Below are 15,009 nucleotides of genomic sequence, written 5' to 3' on the forward strand. Positions count from 1 at the left end.
AAAAATTATATCAAAATAAGGTTACAAATCAACTCAAAATCTATTTAAATTCTACTCCATCTTTTAAATAGTAGCTTCCAGTTATCTGAGTATTATCTATTAAGTAGGCTCTAAATTTAGCATAAAGCTCCTTATCTACTGGGGATTGAATGCTCCAAAATTTATCCAAATTTAAATCCTTAGTAGTAAGCCCCTTAATATCATACATAGATTTGCCAAGGCAAATTACGGGCTTAGAGTAGCTTAGAGCATTTAATCCAACAGTGCTATTTATGAGTATTACGGCTTTTGAATTTTTAATAATTGTAGGCAGATGAGCATCAAACACAGCCATTATGCGGCCATCAACCCTATAAATTTTGGCTAAATATCTAATGTATGAGTTATAATTTTTCTTGCCTCTATCCATAGGATGGTGCTTAAAAATCAAGATTGTATCCTTAGGAGCGTATCTAGAAAATGATGAGATAATATACTCAATAAAACTCTCCATAGTTCTAAATCTAGAGTGCGTTCTAACTTGGAAATCATCGTGAGTTTGAAGTGCTACAAAATAGTATTTTTCGCTTAACTCCCCTTCGAAACGCCCATTTAAATCTCTTTCAGTAAATTTATATTTAATCTTTCTAATTAAATTTCTTATTCCATAAAAACCCTCTTTAATAGGTGAAAAATCACGATGATGGATATAATGTGGGTATAGAAAATAGAAAATATTTGATACCAAATAATACTGCGTCGCCCACCACGCCATCAAGCCATAAGTAGAGGTTGATTTGGCTGAAAATGGCTTGGTCTTTGGGTTATAATTATCATAAAACTCCCTATCTCTAGGCATTCTAGAGTGGTTATTTACCCCATAATACTCCATTGTGATAAATCCAGGACGCAAATACCCCTCTTCAAATACATAAACATCAATTCCCAACCCCTTTGCTATCTTAATAGCAATCTTGTGATAAAATCTACAATCCCCAAATAAAAAAACAATATCAATATTATTATCTTGATAGAATTTATTAATAAATTTAGCCCACTGCTTTGGTCTGCCTTTATAGGCAAAATAACTCTTGGTTTTAGAAAAATACGCATCGCCAGCATTAAAGCCAATTCTTGTAACAAAAGCACCCTTTTGCGTACAAATATTATCAAGCTTATTGAAAAAATCCCCCATAGGACCTTGTAAAAGCAAGATATTTTTGCCTTTAATATCAGTAATTCTATCTTCTAATCTCATTTTTTTACCATAAATAAAACTATATATAAAATTTTTTGCCCCACTCTAGCATATAGCGAATTTATCTTATGAAAAAACGCATTTATAGGTTTTTGTAACTCTTTTTTTTGCTTTTGTAGCGCCAAAACCAAATCACTAGCATTGCAAGGCTCTAAATTTACAGGATGAATATATCTTGGATAGATTATATACGCCCCAGCTATTAACTCATCTATACTTAAATTTCTATAACGCCTAGGAAGTGATTTTTTATCATCACTTAGTCCCCAGCCAGCCCAAAATGGCCTACCATAGCAAATGACTTTTTTACCACGCAAAATAGCTTCCAATCCGCTAGTAGATGTCATCGTATGTATCTCATCAGCTAAATCAAGTAGCACAGGCATACTCACTCCAGCTACTATCTCATCGCAATATTTTAACGCCTCTTTTTCATCTACTTTGCCTATTCTATTGCCACTTAGCACATCTGGGTGAGACTTGTAGATGATATGAGCCTTAGGCGAGTTTAACCTTGCTTGTTTGATTAGCTCTATATTTTTCATTCCATCAGCACCGATTTTTACACTAGCGTCATCTTCGACTTGACCGATAACTAGAGCAATTTTTTTGCCATTTTGAGACGCAATTATACCATCTTTATCATCATTATACTTCGAAATTTTACTATTTATTAAAATTTCCCTTAACTTTTTCGCAAATTCAAGCTCATACTGACTAAATTTATGGTAGTTTAGTATCTGCTCTAGCCTACTTTCAAACCTAGTATCAAAGTATATCCCCAAATCATCAAAGACCAAAGAGTATGGTCTTGTAAGATCACTCCCAAGCCCAACTGAGCGGATAAAGCCATCTTCTACTCTAGTTATCAAAACTCCGTTTTCATCGCACCATTTTTGTAGTTTTGGATACTCTTTTTTACCCCAGATATAAACTAGAGAATTATTATCTAACCCATTTTTTAAGGCTATTTTAAGCGGATCTTTACTAAATGTGCTTATGAATTTCAAATTTTTACCCAAAAATGGAAGTATAAATTTACGCTTCCAAATAGAAAATCCAAATGAAAATTTTACTTTACCACTTTGATTTAACCTAGCATTTTTTATGGTATTAATCTGCGGCAATAGCCTTTTTAGCGTGGTATTTTGCCCTGTGTATGGGTCTATATATTTAGCATAAATCATATACGCCCCAGCAAATAACTGCTCTATGGCTAGCTTTTTATTGCGTCTATTTGGTGCTTTTACCCTATCATCACTTAGCCCCCAGCCAGCATAAAATGGCACCCCAAAACAGACGCACTCACACCCACACATCAAAGCCTCAAAGCCCATGCCAGAGCTTTTGGTATAGACTTTATCTATGTGTTTTAAAAGCGAGATTGGATTTATATCTTGAGTGATGATTTTGATTTGCGGGGGTAAATTTGATATATCTATATCGGATTTTTTCTTACCACTTAGGGCATCTGGATGGATTTTTAAAAGCACATTTGCGCCAGGATTTTCATCTATAGCTAAACTTACAATCTCATTGGTGCTAAATTTATCACTAAAACTATAAACTAACGACGCATCGCCACTAGTTTGAGCAATTATAAGGATATTTTTGCCTCTATTTAGCTCATATTTTTCTATCAATTCTTGAGTGATATTTGGGGCGTTATTGTATTTTGAAATATTATGCGTGATGATGTAATCCATGCACCACCTAGCATCTTGTAATAGCTCATCGCTAAATTCATAATTTGATAAAATCATCTCTAATCTGCTTGGTCTAGTGGCATCATAGTATATCCCTATATCGTCTTCAACTACACTAAGCAATCTAGCACCATCAACCCCTAGCCCAACCGAGCGGATAAAACCATCTTCTAAAAGGCGAAATTCACCACTTAATTTATCTGCTAAATAATTTGCGAATTTTCCAGTTCTCTTTCTGCCCCAACCATAAAATTTTCTTTTGCCAAACACGCTTAAAACATTTCTAATATAAAAAATATAGCCATTCATTTAATTAATCTACCTATATATTTCATATCTTTAAAAAATTCTTGAGGTTTTAAAAATAATTTTCTTATTTTATTACCTATAGGGCGCTTAATAGGCTTAACCCCATTAGCATAAGAGAAAAATCCTATATATTTTTTAGGATCATAACCATTCTTATTTAAAAGATTTATAATAAAACTTTTTATATCTATTAACGGCTTTGATGAATTCCAAATAGAATCCTTAAATCTTAAATCAAATTCAATCATCTTTTTTTGTAATAAATTTTCATTCTTTGGCTTTTGAGAATAAAAATTATTACTTAAAGGTCGAGGATGCCACCTATGTATTAATATTAGATCTTTAAAAAAATTTGGCAATGAATAATAAGCCATATAAAGCCTAAATCCTTTGGAATTTACAATAAATGGTGTCTTAAAATCTTGATAATAATCTGCATTTTTAATTGAATGTGGATTATAAGCACAAAGACGATGTATAAGATAAAAATCCTCTCCGCCATGACCAGCAAATTCATCATCAAATTTACCCATTTTAATAAAATAATCCTTGCTCATAACCATAGCCGAACTATTAAGCGAAATACTTTCAACTAAATCATTTTGCCCCAATAAAAAATTATCTTTTAAAATTTTTAAATTCTTACTTGACTCAAAAATATAAGTCCCCTTTTTAGTAAGATATAAAAACGGAATAGCTATAAAATTAACCTGATTAGTTTTTAATTTATCTTCAATTTCTTTAAATAATAAAAATTCAAAATTATTAGAATAATCCATATCTACATCATAAAAAAATAAATACTCTTTAGTAGCTACTTCAACAGCCTTATTTCGAGCCTTAGAAGGAGAAAATACTCTATCTGCGCTATAAGTATAAATAATTTTAACATTGTCAGAATTAGCAATTAAGCTAGGCTTCTTACTAGAATCAGCAATTATTACTTCAATTTTGGGATGATTGCTAAATTTATCTATTAACTCCACAGCACGCTGATAAATAAACGAATAGCTATCCTTATAAAACACAGGGACAATAAAACTAATCAATTAAAATCCTAATTAATAAAGATTAAATAAAATCCGAAGATTATACCCAATAAAGGATAAAATAAATATAAATAAATTTAATACAAAATATATCCAATTATCTAGATTTGCTAACCAAATTAAGCAATATTTTATAAAAGCATCACTATAATTCTTTAAATCAAAAATAAATAGGATAAATATGTTTAAATTAAAATCTACAGTTCTCATACTATCTTTAAGCGCCACATTTGCTCTAGCTGATGGGTATTTTATCGGATTTAGTGGTGGATTTAATCATAGCTCAGTAGATGAGGATAACTATGACTTAATATCAGATAATAATCTCTTATTATCACCTAAATTTGGCTATCAAGTAGATGATACGCATAGATACTCTCTATCATATGAATATGGTGGCAAATCAATCGGCAGCAGAAGCTACAATATCGAAATAGGCGGCGTAGTTATAGCAAATGAGTGGGAAAAATATAAATTTACCTCTCATAGATTTTTATTAGGATATGACTACACTCCATTAATACAACCAAATTTAAGGGCTGATATAGGCGTATTTGTAGGATACTCTTTGGGCGAATTTGATGTAGAAAATAGCTTAATACAAGATATAGCCCCAGCTATTCCTAACTTTCTTGATGGATTTAGCTATGGAGCTAAATTAGGTGCCTTGTATGAAGTAGATGATAAATGGAATATAGAATTTGGTGCGAGAATTATGCACACAATGTATAAAAGTAAAGATTTAAATTTGAGCTTTGATTATGGTGGCGCAACCTACGAGATAGAAAATAAGCCATTTAGGCTAAAACAGCTTGATACATCAGCATATCTGGGCGTAAGTTATAAATTTTAAAAATAGAATATAAAATATACACTATTTTTATTTAAAAAATTTAATTACTTTATTAGAATTGAGCCGTATTTTAATTTGTGTATTATTTTAAGAAATTTTTTGTATAATTGCCTTTCATTTTCTTAGGAAGGAGTTTTTATGCAAGGGTATTCTTTAGCATCATCAACATGGGATGATAAAGAGCTAAATGCTATCAATGAAGTCATCAAAAGCGATATTTTTACGATGGGTAAGAAAGTTGCTGAGTTTGAGAGAGACTTTGCAAAATTTGTCGGCTCAAAATATGCTGTTATGACAAGTTCAGGCTCAACAGCAAATCTAATCGCTACCGCTGCTCTATTTTACACTAAAAATGCCAAGCTCAAACGAGGAGATGAAGTAATAGTTCCAGCAGTATCTTGGAGTACTACATACTATCCACTTCATCAATACGGTCTTAGGCTTAAGTTTGTTGATGTGGATTTACAAACACTAAATTACGACTTAGAAGCACTAAAAAATGCCATTACCGATAAGACAAAGATGATAATGTGTGTGAATTTACTTGGCAATCCAAATGATTTTGATACTATCAATGCGATAATAGCTAACAAAGATATAATCTTATTAGAAGATAACTGCGAATCAATGGGGGCTGAATATAATGGCAAACAAGCTGGAACATTTGGGATTATGGGGACATTTTCTACTTTTTACTCTCATCATATGGCTACGATGGAGGGCGGCTTTGTAGTTACTGATAATGAGGAGCTTTACCATATTTTACTTTGTTTAAGGGCACACGGCTGGACTAGAAATCTACCAAAAGATAATCTCGTCGCACCAAAAAGCGATGATTGGTTTAGCGAGTCATTTAGATTCGTACTTCCTGGATATAATGTCCGCCCAGTTGAGATGAGTGGAGCCATAGGTATAGAACAGCTCAAAAAGCTTCCAAATTTCTTAAAACACAGAAGAGAAAATGCCAAGCTTTTCCAAAAATACTTCGCAAATCATCCAGATTTCATTATACAAAAAGAGATCGGCTCTAGTTCATGGTTTGGATTTTCTCTAATTATAAAGCCTAATTCAAATTTAAAAAGAGCTGATATAATCAAGCTTTTAGAAGCAAATAATATCGAGTATCGCCCTATTGCTACAGGTGATTTTACTCAAAATGAAGTTATTAAATATTTTAATTATGAAATTTATGGTGAGCTAAAAAACGCAAAATATCTACAAACAAATGGCTTTTTTGTAGGAAATCATCAAATAGATATAAGTGCTCAAATCGAGCTTTTAAATAGCGTCATAGGGGGGGGCAGACCTCTAAATAGCAAATTCCAAACCTCTATCGCTCATACTGTATCCTTAAAGGTTGCGTGATGGCGATAGAGTTTGATATACAAGAGTCTAAAAAATTAAAGGGTGTCTATATCATCACGCCTAATAAATTTAGAGATTTAAGGGGCGAGATTTGGTCGGCATTTACAAGCCAAGCTATTGATAAACTTCTACCAGATAATCTTAAATTTATACACGATAAGTTTATTCATTCTAAAAATAATGTTATTCGCGGTATTCACGGCGATAAAAATACATATAAATTTGCTACTTGCGTATATGGAGAGATCCATCAAGTGGTGGTAGATTGTAACGAAGATTCACAGACATATTTACAATATGAAGAGTTTATAATCAATGCTGATAATCAAAAAATGATCTTAGTGCCAGCTGGTTTTGGAAATGCTCATTATGTAAGCTCTAAAAGTGCGGTATATTATTACAAATGTGCTTATAAAGGAGAATACACCGATGCTAATGAGCAATTTACCTACGCATGGAATGATCCAAGAATAGGCATCAAATGGCCTACAACTAATCCAATATTATCAGAGCGAGACATAATGGCAATGCAAAAATAAAAATATTTTTCAAATTTAAGTAAGAATTTGGTAAATAAATGCCATAATCAAAGGCAAAATTATCTTTTATCAAGGGAAGCAATGGATAAAAACTCCAAAATTTATATAGCTGGTAGTAGCGGTCTAGTTGGTAGTGCTATTGTCAAAAAATTACAAGATGAGGGCTATGTAAATTTAATATATAAAACACATAATGAACTTGACCTTACCGATCAACAAGCAGTTGAAAAATTTTTCGCAAGAGAAAAGCCAGAGTTTGTCATTCTATGTGCTGCTAAGGCTGGAGGTATAGCTGCTAATAACAAATATAGAGCGGATTTCATCTATCAAAATTTAATGATAGAGTGCAATGTAATCCATCATTCATATTTAAATGGCGTTAAAAAACTACTTTTTATAGCCTCAACTACGGTTTATCCGCAAAATGCAGCCTTGCCAACAGATGAGTCTTGGGTGCTAAAAGGCGATGTTAATTACGCTAATAAGCCATATGCCATATCTAAAATAGCCGGATTATTATTATGTGAATCATATAATTTACAATACAATACAAATTTCATAGCCATCACTCCAACAAATCTATATGGAAATAATGATAAATTTGATTTAGAAATGGCTCATGTGCTTCCTGGAATCTTAAGAAAAATGCACCTAGCTAAACTTTTAAGCCAAAAGAGATATAGCGAGCTTCTAACTGATCTAAATATGTCAAGCTTAAGCGAAGCTACTGCTTATTTGGATAAATTTGGCATAAGCGAAAACTGCGTTGAAATTTGGGGAGATGGTACTCCTACAAGAGAGTTTTTACATAGTGATGATTTGGCTAATGCAGTGCTATTTATAATGCAAAATATAGATTTTAAAGATTTGCATAAAAATGAAGAAAAAGTGCAAAACACCCATCTAAACATAGGTCCAAACAAAAACATAACTATCAAAGAATTAGCTATGGTGGTTAAAAATATAGTTGGATTTAATGGCGATTTGACATTTAATTCTAACTATCCTAATGGAAACTTAAATAAGCTAACTGACTGCTCTAAAATCCACGCTCTTGGCTGGAAGCATAAAATAAATTTAGAAGAAGGAATAAAAATGTTATACGAATGGTATAAAAATACCCATAGGGGGGGGTAGAGCTTAAATTTTCTCCTTTATATTTAAATAATTTTACCACCTTGCCTTTTGGTTTGGCTCAAAAGGCTGCATGATGGCGATAGAATTTGATATACAAGAATCTAAAAAGCTAAAGGGCGTTTATATCATCACACCTAGCAAATTTCAGGATTTAAGAGGAGAAATTTGGTCAGCATACTCTAGTGAAGCTTTACTTAAACTCTTGCCAAAAGGCTTAAGCTTTGTGTTAGATAAATTCACACTTTCTAAGCCAAATGTTTTACGAGGAATCCATGGCGATCATAAATCTTGGAAGCTTGTCACTTGCGTAACTGGCGAAATCCATCAGGTGGTGGTAGATTGTAGAAAGGACTCTCCAACCTACTTACAATATGAAAAATTCATAATCAACTCCGATAATCAAAAATTAATTTTAATTCCGCCTTATTTTGGCAATGCTCAATATGTTAGCTCAAAATGCGACTCTATGTATTACTACAAATGGGCTTATGAAGGCGAATATGTCGATGCAAGTGATCAATTTACCTTTGCTTGGAATGATCCTAGAATCGCAATCGACTGGCCAACAAATACTCCAATTTTATCAAATAGAGATATTGAAGCAATGACTCAAGATCATACAAAAGGATTATAAAATGGATAAAAACTCTAAAATTTATGTAGCAGGACATAATGGAACGGCTGGGACGGCACTTGTAGATAATTTAAGGGCCAGAGGCTATAATAATTTAATACTTAAAACTCATAAAGAGCTTGATTTAACTAATCAAGAAGCCGTTGCAAATTTATTTAAAAATGAAAAACCTGAATATGTATTTTTATGTGCTGTTTTGCCTTGTGGGGCAGCAAATGTCGCACAAAGAGCTGATTTCATATATGAAAATTTAATGATACAAAATAATATCATCCATCAATCATATCTAAATGGTGTTAAAAAGCTCATCTGTTATGGCTCAGGCTATATGTATCCATATCATGCCAAAAATCCATTAAAAGAAGAGCATATGATGCAAAGCGTTTTAGAGTATAACGCATATACTATGGGTATAGCTAAGATAGCGGGAGCTGCAATGTGCGAGGCATATAATATACAATATGGCACAAATTTCTTATGCTTGGCATTAAATAATCTATATGGCACAAGAGCGAATTTTGATTTTGGCAAAAGTAGAGTTTTGCCTGCTTTACTTCGTAAATTTCATTTAGCTAAAATGCTTGAAGATGATAATTTAAATGCTGTTTTAGAAGATTTAGGTATGAATGAAAGTGATGCTAAAAATATATTAGATAATTTTGGTATATCTAAAGATAGTGTTGAAATTTGGGGTACTGGCAAAGTAAGAAGAGAGTTTATCCATAGCGATGATTTAGCAGATGGATCTATTTTTGTTATGCAAAATATTGATTTTAAAGATTTAGCAACTGACAAAAATCCACAAAATACTCATATTAATATCGGCTCTGGCGTGGATTATAGCATAGCAGAAGTTGCCCAAATAGCAAAAGATATAGTGGGATTTAAAGGAGAATTAAAATTCAACTCTTCTAGACCGGATTCTACTATGGATAGGCTAATGGATGTATCAAAAATCCACTCCTTAGGCTGGAAACACAAAATAAATTTAGAAGAAGGAATCAAAATGATGTATAAATGGTATCTAAATAACCATAGGGGGGGGTAGAGCGTAAATTTAAATATTCAATACATTATCGCTTTATCTCTTCAAATAATCCAAACTACATTACAGATCAAAAAAGGATCTGTAATGGATAAAAACTCTAAAATTTATGTAGCTGGACACAAAGGTTTAGTTGGCGATGCTATAGTAAAAGAGCTAACAAAGCAAGGCTATACAAACATAATATGTAAAACTCATAGTGAGCTTGATCTAATAGACCAACAATCAGTAGATGAATTCTTTGAGTTGCAAAAACCAGAATATGTATTTTTCAGTGCTGCTTTTGTGGGTGGATTTATCAAGCAAAAGAAATATCCAGCTGAGTTTTTATACAATAACATTATGATGCAAAATAATGTTATTTGGGCTGCGGCCAAATACGGCGTCAAAAAATTAATATATTTAGCCTCAGCATGTGTCTATCCAAAAGATGCCCCATTGCCACTTCGTGAAAGATATATGCTTGAAGGAGCTTTCCAACCAAATAACGAAAGTTATGCTATTAGCAAGGTTGCTGGGATTAAGCTTTGTGAATATCTAAATTTAGAAAAAGGCAAAAACTTTTTATGCGTCGCCCCAACTAGCATTTATGGAGAAAATGATAATTTTGATTTAGAAGATTCCCATGTGCAAGCGGGGATTTTCCGTAAAATCTATCTAGCAAAATGCTTAAACGAAGGAAATTTTGAGCTTTTATGTAAAGATTTGAGTTTAGATAAAAAAACAGCCTTAGAGATTTGTAATAAACATGGAATATATGATACTCATATCAAAATGATAGGCACAGGAGCTGCAGCTAGAGAATTTGCTAATGCTAAAGATTTAGCTAGTTTTTGTATTTATCTAGCTCAAAATGCTGATTTTAAAGACCTTTGTGAGTATGATGAAAACGGAAATTTGATAAGCTCTTTTGTAAATTTTACAAATGGCGATCCAATTAGTATTAAAGAGCTTGCCTATTTAATAGCTAAGATTATGGAATATAAAGGAGAGCTTATCTTTGAAAAAGAGCTTAGTAAAAGCGATGGAACGCTTAAAAAATCAATGAGTAGGGATAAATTTGATAAGCTTGGATTTAAAAATCAAATTTCTATTGAAAAAGGACTTAAAATGATGATAGAAGCATATAACGCTAATAATATGGGGGAGGGTAGAGCTTAATTATTTAATTTACTTTACATTTTATACTCTTTATAGACTTCATAATATTTCTCTTTATTATACAAATTTCAATACAGCTAATAAGGAGAAATAATGCTACTATATCAATTTTTAAATCAATACTATTCGCAAATTTCAGTTTTAAACTTAGAAGAGCTTAGAGATAAAACTATCTTCGTAACAGGTTCAAATGGATTAATTGGCTCAAATCTCATAAGCTATTTTTATTATTTAAATAAAAAATTTTAATTTTAATATCAAAATTATCGCTCATAGCTTTTCAAAGCCTATTTGGTTTTTGTCTCAAGATGATCATATAAAATATTTAAATTCAGATCTCAACAATCTTAAAATTGATTTTAAATTTAACTATTTAATACACACTGCTACATATGGTCAGCCTAAAAAAGTGCTAGAAAATAGACTTGAAACCGTGCTACTCAATACCCAAACATTAATAAATTTACTAGAAAAATGTAAAGAGTATAAGGCTAAGGTTTTATTTTTAAGCTCTAGCTCTGTTTATGGAGAAATAGATAAAAAACATTTACCAACTAGTGAAAATCACTCTGGATATTTAAACTCATTTGATTTGGGCTCTTTATATGCCCAATCAAAACGAATGGCAGAATTAATTTGCAAAATTTACATAGAGAGCGAAGTAGAAATCTCAATTGCTAGGATAGCCATTGCTTATGGCCCTGGATTTAAAATAGGCGATAAAAGATTTTTAAATGAGCTTATAAATCAAGCAATGAACTCTAGGCGTATTATTTTACAAGATAAAGGTCAAGCTAAAAGACAACTTAATTTTATCACAGACTGCATAGAGATGCTTTTAAATATCTTTATAAATACAAATGGCGAAGTTTATAATATAGCAGGTGTATTTGATGAAAACCAAAATAGAATTTTAGATTTTGCTAATACCATAGGACATTTAATGAATGCTAGCGTGGAACTACCTAAAATCAGCGATGATAGTCTAAACGCCCAAAGCATTGTAAATCTAGATATATCAAAATATTTAAGCAAATTTAAAAAAAGAAGTTTTGTATCTTTAGAAGAAGGCTTGAAATTAAACATAAAATGGATGAAAATATTAAAGGAGAGAGAAAATGAACTTACAAAATAAATCAGATGAGATTAGAATTAAAACTCTAGAAATACACAAAAGAGCTAAAGAGACAAGAGTAGCATCTAGCCTATCACCAATTGAGATATTTGTATCTTTATTCTATGGAAATATAATCAAATTTAACCCAAAAGATCCACAAGATAAAAATAGAGATAGGCTCATTATATCCAAAGGTCATGGCTCAATTTGTATGTATCCTATTTTAGCTGATTTGGGTTATTTTGATGAAAAGGAGCTATTAAATGTAGGCAAAGAAGGTAGTTTTTTAGGCAGTATACCAGATCCTTTAATCCCTGGTTATGAGACGATTAATGGCTCACTTGGCCACGGCATTGGAATGGGTGCCGGTATGGCGTATAGTCTAAAAATATCAAATTTAAATCAAAAGGTATTTATCGTAGTGGGCAATGGTGAGCTTCAAGAAGGCTCAAACTGGGAGGCTATTATGTTTGCTAAACAATATAATCTTAGCAATCTTATTGTTATTATAGATTCAAATAAAAAGCAAATGCTTGATTTTAGTAAAAATATCTTAGATATGGAGCCTTTAAGTGATAAGTTTATAGCTTTTGGTTGGGAGTGCTTAGAGATAGATAATGGTCATAACCCATATGATTTGCTAGATGGTCTAAATAAAATACTTACAAATACCAAAAACACACCAAAAGTAATAATAGCAAATACTATCAAAGGTAAAGGAGTAGATAAACTAGAAAAAAGCCCACTGGCACATATTTTATCACTTAGTGACGATGAGATTGAATTTGCTATTAAAAAGATTAAGGATAAAAAGGATTAAAAATGAATAAAAATAACCTAACTATGCGAGATGCATTTTTTATAAATTTATATGAAGAGATGGGTAAAAATGAGAATATATATTTAATCACAGCAGATTTTGGCGCCCCTATGCTTGATAAGATTAGACATAATTTTAGCACTAGAGCCATAAATGTAGGCATAGCAGAGCAAAATGCGATCAATATAGCCTCTGGCCTAGCATTAGAAGGTAAAATTGTCTATATCTATGGCATAGCTCCTTTTATTAGTATGCGTCCATTTGAGCAATTGCGTATAAATTTAAGCGCATTAAGTAGCTTAAGGAAACTCAATATAAATATCATAGCAGTGGGAGCTGGTGCTAGCTACTCTGTAAGCGGTCCTACTCATCACTGCTTAGAAGATATAAGCTTAATTAGAACTTTGCCAAATTTTGAAATATTTTCACCAAGTAATTCGGAGTTAGTAAATAGATATTTTAAACATACAATTGATATAAAAACACCAAAATATTTACGCTTTGATGCTGGGGTGCTTCCAAATTTAGATTATGATGCCGATGATATTAATGATGGCTTTAGAGTCAAAAAAGCTAAAAAATCAAATATAGCAATCATATCTACTGGCTATATGTCACAAAAAGCATATGAAATCTCAAAAGAGTATATCGTAGATATAATAGATATATATTCTATTTTTTGTAATAAAAATGAGAAATTATTTGAGTATTTAGATAAATATGAAAATATAATTACTATAGAAGAAGGATTTGTAAATTGTGGTGGGCTAGATAGCTATATTAATTTTCATATTAAAAATAAAAATATATTAAATTTGGGCTTTGAGAAAAAATATACCTTTGAAATAGGCAATAGAGAATTTATCCACTCTTTACACAAAATAGGTCTTAATAATATAAAAGATATTTTAGACAAGCTAAAAGTAAGTAAAAAATAATTTATATTATTTTTAGTAAGCTAGTGATATACTAATTTACTAAATTTAAACTAAAGGTATTAATATGAAGGCTCTAATTACAGGTTTTACAGGGCAAGTAGGCTCTCAAATGGCTGATTTTTTACTAGAAAATACAGATTATGAAGTTATAGGTATGATGCGTTGGCAAGAACCTATGGATAATATCTATCATTTAAGCGATAGAATCAATAAAAATGATAGAATAAGTGTATATTACGCTGATTTAAATGACTATTCAAGTATTCAAAAGCTTTTTGAAATTCATCGTCCGGATGTTATTTTTCACCTAGCTGCGCAATCTTTTCCTAAAACTTCTTTTGATATTCCTATTGAAACACTACAAACAAACATCATAGGCACAGCAAATATATTAGAAAATATAAGAGCCTTAAAACAAAAAAATGGTTATGACCCAGTTGTCCATGTATGCTCATCAAGCGAGGTTTATGGTAGAGCAAAAGTTGGAATAAAATTAAATGAAGATACCCCATTTCACGGCGCTAGTCCATATAGCATTAGTAAAATCGGAACTGACTATTTAGGTAGATTTTATGGCGAGGCTTATGGTATTAAAACCTATGTAACTAGAATGGGAACACATAGTGGCCCAAGGCGTAGCGATGTCTTTTTTGAAAGCACTGTCGCAAAGCAAATTGCCCTAATAGAAGCAGGCCTTCAAGAGCCAATTATAAAAGTTGGAAATCTATCAAGTGTTAGAACTTTCCAAGATTGCCGTGATGCTATTAGAGCGTATTATCTTTTATCGCTAGAGAGCCAAAAAGGCAAAGTGCCTTGCGGAGAGGCTTTTAATATAGCAGGAGAAGAGGCATTTAAGCTACCTGAAGTTATAGATATATTGCTTGGATTCTCAAAAAGAGATGATATCAAAATTCAAGAAGATGCCAATAGACTTCGCCCAATTGATGCTGATTATCAAATGTTTGACAATACCAAAATCAAAAGCTTTATCAATTGGAAACCAGAGATTCCAGCTAGAAAGATGTTTGAAGACCTGTTAAATCATTGGCGAGATGAGATCAAAAAAGGTAGAATCCCTCTAAATAGATAAATTTATATA

15 protein-coding genes are annotated in these 15,009 nt (G+C 31.8%); 12 read left to right on the forward strand and 3 right to left on the reverse strand.

Annotation, left to right across the window (positions count from 1 at the left end; genetic code table 11):
• Nucleotides 1–40 precede the first annotated feature (40 nt).
• From CSUIS19072_RS05275 to CSUIS19072_RS05285, 3 genes are read right to left on the reverse strand one after another with little or no spacing between them, the layout of a single operon-like run.
• Complete coding sequence (locus CSUIS19072_RS05275; RefSeq protein WP_086292986.1) at nucleotides 41–1,237, reverse strand: capsule biosynthesis protein; 1,197 nt, start codon at nucleotides 1,235–1,237, stop codon at nucleotides 41–43.
• Nucleotides 1,234–3,252, reverse strand: coding sequence for a capsular polysaccharide biosynthesis protein (locus CSUIS19072_RS05280; protein WP_086292984.1), 2,019 nt, complete (start codon nucleotides 3,250–3,252; stop codon nucleotides 1,234–1,236). Before CSUIS19072_RS05280 ends, CSUIS19072_RS05275 begins: the two co-directional genes overlap by 4 nt.
• Nucleotides 3,249–4,301, reverse strand: coding sequence for a glycosyltransferase (locus CSUIS19072_RS05285; protein ID WP_086237991.1), 1,053 nt, complete (start codon nucleotides 4,299–4,301; stop codon nucleotides 3,249–3,251). The genes CSUIS19072_RS05280 and CSUIS19072_RS05285 overlap by 4 nt, the downstream gene beginning before the upstream one ends.
• 181 nt (nucleotides 4,302–4,482) lie before the next feature.
• Between CSUIS19072_RS05285 and CSUIS19072_RS05290 the strand changes: the two genes are divergently transcribed.
• The 12 genes from CSUIS19072_RS05290 (at nucleotide 4,483) to CSUIS19072_RS05345 (ending at nucleotide 15,000) form a co-directional block, all read left to right on the forward strand.
• A complete protein-coding gene (locus CSUIS19072_RS05290) occupies nucleotides 4,483–5,154 on the forward strand; it encodes an outer membrane beta-barrel protein (protein WP_086242293.1) in 672 nt (223 codons plus the stop codon).
• Nucleotides 5,155–5,292: 138 nt separating this feature from the next.
• On the forward strand, nucleotides 5,293–6,519 hold the full coding sequence (locus CSUIS19072_RS05295) for a DegT/DnrJ/EryC1/StrS family aminotransferase (protein ID WP_086237994.1): 1,227 nt from the start codon (nucleotides 5,293–5,295) through the stop codon (nucleotides 6,517–6,519).
• Entirely contained in the window at nucleotides 6,519–7,058 is a 540-nt protein-coding gene (locus tag CSUIS19072_RS05300; protein WP_086292982.1) for a dTDP-4-dehydrorhamnose 3,5-epimerase family protein, read from the forward strand. Before CSUIS19072_RS05295 ends, CSUIS19072_RS05300 begins: the two co-directional genes overlap by 1 nt.
• Nucleotides 7,059–7,139: 81 nt before the next feature.
• Nucleotides 7,140–8,195 carry a GDP-L-fucose synthase family protein gene (locus CSUIS19072_RS05305; RefSeq protein WP_330518775.1) on the forward strand — a complete coding sequence of 352 codons (1,056 nt, stop codon included), beginning with the start codon at nucleotides 7,140–7,142 and terminating at the stop codon, nucleotides 8,193–8,195.
• A gap of 73 nt (nucleotides 8,196–8,268) precedes the next feature.
• Nucleotides 8,269–8,829: a dTDP-4-dehydrorhamnose 3,5-epimerase family protein gene (locus tag CSUIS19072_RS05310; RefSeq protein ID WP_086292980.1), complete on the forward strand. Its 561-nt coding sequence runs from the start codon at nucleotides 8,269–8,271 to the stop codon at nucleotides 8,827–8,829.
• 1 nt (nucleotide 8,830) lies between these two features.
• On the forward strand, nucleotides 8,831–9,877 hold the full coding sequence (locus CSUIS19072_RS05315) for a GDP-L-fucose synthase family protein (protein WP_086292978.1): 1,047 nt from the start codon (nucleotides 8,831–8,833) through the stop codon (nucleotides 9,875–9,877).
• 84 nt (nucleotides 9,878–9,961) lie between these two features.
• Entirely contained in the window at nucleotides 9,962–11,035 is a 1,074-nt protein-coding gene (locus CSUIS19072_RS05320; RefSeq protein WP_086237999.1) for an NAD-dependent epimerase/dehydratase family protein, read from the forward strand.
• Between the two features lie 93 nt (nucleotides 11,036–11,128).
• Nucleotides 11,129–11,284: a hypothetical protein gene (locus CSUIS19072_RS05325; RefSeq protein WP_180380071.1), complete on the forward strand. Its 156-nt coding sequence runs from the start codon at nucleotides 11,129–11,131 to the stop codon at nucleotides 11,282–11,284.
• Between the two features lie 49 nt (nucleotides 11,285–11,333).
• Nucleotides 11,334–12,170: an NAD-dependent epimerase/dehydratase family protein gene (locus tag CSUIS19072_RS05330; RefSeq protein ID WP_180381000.1), complete on the forward strand. Its 837-nt coding sequence runs from the start codon at nucleotides 11,334–11,336 to the stop codon at nucleotides 12,168–12,170.
• Complete coding sequence (locus CSUIS19072_RS05335; protein ID WP_086238001.1) at nucleotides 12,154–12,972, forward strand: transketolase; 819 nt, start codon at nucleotides 12,154–12,156, stop codon at nucleotides 12,970–12,972. The genes CSUIS19072_RS05330 and CSUIS19072_RS05335 overlap by 17 nt, the downstream gene beginning before the upstream one ends.
• Before the next feature lie 2 nt (nucleotides 12,973–12,974).
• Nucleotides 12,975–13,910: a transketolase family protein gene (locus tag CSUIS19072_RS05340; protein WP_236845378.1), complete on the forward strand. Its 936-nt coding sequence runs from the start codon at nucleotides 12,975–12,977 to the stop codon at nucleotides 13,908–13,910.
• A gap of 64 nt (nucleotides 13,911–13,974) precedes the next feature.
• A complete protein-coding gene (locus CSUIS19072_RS05345) occupies nucleotides 13,975–15,000 on the forward strand; it encodes a GDP-mannose 4,6-dehydratase (protein ID WP_086238002.1) in 1,026 nt (341 codons plus the stop codon).
• Nucleotides 15,001–15,009: the final 9 nt, after the last annotated feature.

Source organism: Campylobacter sp. RM19072, assembly GCF_024723485.1.
Taxonomy (GTDB): Bacteria; Campylobacterota; Campylobacteria; order Campylobacterales; family Campylobacteraceae; genus Campylobacter; species Campylobacter porcelli.